The organism is Rhizobacter sp. P1_G5, from assembly GCF_056405435.1.
In genome coordinates, this window is the sequence record NZ_JBFUCB010000757.1 from 1 (window position 1) to 2,608 (window position 2,608).

The window sequence follows — 2,608 nt, forward strand, 5'->3', positions numbered from 1 at the left end:
GCGTGGCGCAGCGCCCGCGCTCGATGAGCCTGCCGGCGACGATGATGCGGCGCGACAGCCAGCCGGGCGGCGAGGGCGGACCGCAGGCGCTGGGCGCGCACGGCCAGGCCGGCAAGCCGGGCGGGGCGCTCCAGCCACAACGACCGCCGTCGATGCCGACGCCCTTCAGCCGGCCGAGCCTGAACTCGAGCACGGCCTTGGCGCGACCCACCTTGGGCGCTGCGAAGCCGATCGGGCAGGGCGGCGGCCAGACACAGGCGACGAGTGCGGCGTCCGAAATCGCCGAGCTCGATTCCCAGATCTCGCAACTGCTCGACCGGCTCGAGAGCCAGACCCGCCAACTGCGCGAACTCCACCAGCACGGTGCCGACAAGAACGATCCGACGAAGCTGATGGAAGAAATTCAGAAGACGCTCGACAAGCTCATCGAGCTCAATGAGAAGCGCAACGCGGCGATGGAGAAGGCCGGACAGTCGTTCGCGCAGGCGGCGCAGCCGCAGCCGCAAGGGTGACGAGGTGCCAGATAGGTTCATCTGAACCGGTTGACCCGGCAGAGGCCGGATTTCTAGACTGCGCCGCATCCTGAACGACAAGACCAGGGAGGTCTTTCATGCAGCATGCGCGCAGCGGCCTGCGGGCCGCGATTGGTTGTTTCCTTTGGTCCTTCGTATCGTCTGCCGTGTTGGCGCAGACACCGCCGCCGGTGTCGCCCACGCCGACCACGCGCTACGAGTACGACGCGATGGGGCATGTCACGAAGATCCTTCGGGGCGCGAGCGGCGACAGCACCTCGATCGGATACGACAACCTCTATCGCATCACGTCGATCACCGATGCCAGCCGGGGCTCGATCCGTTTCGACTACGACGGCGGGACGCCGTACATCAACAAGGTGACCGACCCGCGCGGCCTGGTGACCCTCTACGAGCGCGGAGGCTTTGGCACCGTGGTGAAGATCGTGAGCCCCGACACCGGGACGACGGTGTTCACCTACGTGCCCGGGACCGACCTGGTGGAGACCATGCTCGACAGCCGTGGCGTGTTGACGCGCTACTCCTACGATGCCAGTGAGCGCATGACGCGGGCTGAGCACAGCAGCGGCGAGCGGACCGATCCCGCGCTGACGTGGCGCTACAGCGAGCAAGGGCCCGAGTTCTCGTACGGCGGCGGCAGGCTCACCAGCATGGGGCACGGCGCCGGTGGAGACCGATACCGCTACGAAGAGCAAGGGGAGGTTGCGGTCCACACGCAATGGGTCGAGCCGGGGGCAGGCGCGAACAGCCGCACCGTGCAGCTGAAGGTGGCCTACGACTACCGCCTGGGCAACCTGGAGGGCGTCACCTATCCCTCGGGGCGCCGGCTGGTGATCGAGCGCGAGTACGGCCAGGCGTTGTCGCTGGCACTCGCCAAGGACGGTGCCAGCGTTCCGCTGCCATTGCTCAGCGAGATCAAGTGGGCGCCGTTCGGCATCGGGATCGACGGCTGGAAGTGGCATGCGCGTGGCGGACTGGTGCCGCATCGGCGCCTGTTCGATCTGAGCGGGCGCATGGTGCGCTATCCGATCGGTGGGGTGCTTCGCGATGTGCGCTACGACGCGCAGGACCGAATCGCCGCGTTCACGCACCAGCAGTTCGACGGCACCCGGCAACCGGCGCTTGATCAGCAGTTCGCCTACGACGAGCTCGACCGGCTCACGAGCGCGGTCACAGCGACCACGAGCTGGGCGATCTCGTACGACCCGAACAGCAACCGCGCGAGCATGAGCATCGACGGCATTCCCAGTCGCTACGACACCGAGCCGTCGAGCAACCGGCTGCGCGGCGTGACGAACCCGGCACGCAGCCTGGCCCATGACGAGGCCGGCAACACGACCAGCGACAGTGCGGGCTATGTGGCGACCTACGACATGGCCGGCCAGCTCGCCACACTGACCAAGGGCGGTGTCACGACCACCTACACCTACAACGCGATGGGCCAGCGCATCCGCAAGGTGAGCAGCACCGGGCCGCAGAGCACGGTGATCTACGCCTACGATCAGGACGGGCAGTTGCTCGGCGAGTACGACCACGAGGGCCGGGCGATCCGCGAGTACGCGTGGCTGCAGGACGTGCCGGTCGCGGTGTTCATGCCGAACCCGGCGGATGCGAACGGGCCGCCGCTGGTGTTCTACATCCACGCTGATCACCTGAATGCGCCGCGCGCGGTGCTCGACACGGAGGGCAGGATTCGCTGGCAGTGGCTGGCCGAGCCGTTCGGTACGACCGCGCCAGTCGTGGATCCGGGCGGACGCGGGCCCTTCATGTTCAGCCTGCGCTTCCCGGGGCAGGTGGCGGACGGGGAGAGTGGGCTGTTCTACAACGACACGCGATACTACGATTCGTCCCTCGGGCGCTACACCACGGCGGACCGCATCGGGCAGAACGGCGGGGTCAACCTATACGGCTACGCCAACGGAAATCCTGTCGACACGGTGGACCCCACGGGGGAGTTCGGCCTCCTTGGCGGGCTCGTCGGCGGACTCGGAAATCTCGGCTATCAGCTTTACATCAACGGCGGCAATCTGAAGTGCATCAACCCGTGGGAGGTTGCCTCGTGGGCGCTGATGGGG

General features: G+C 67.2%; 2 protein-coding genes. Both read left to right on the plus strand.

Features of this window, described 5'->3' with window-relative positions; genetic code table 11:
* The first annotated feature begins 23 nt into the window (after positions 1–23).
* Positions 24–512, plus strand: a complete 489-nt coding sequence (locus AC1D12_RS30610; protein ID WP_477844991.1) for a hypothetical protein — start codon at positions 24–26, stop codon at positions 510–512.
* Between the two features lie 98 nt (positions 513–610).
* A partial coding sequence (locus AC1D12_RS30615; RefSeq protein WP_477844992.1) for an RHS repeat domain-containing protein occupies positions 611–2,608 on the plus strand: 1,998 nt, incomplete at its 3' end.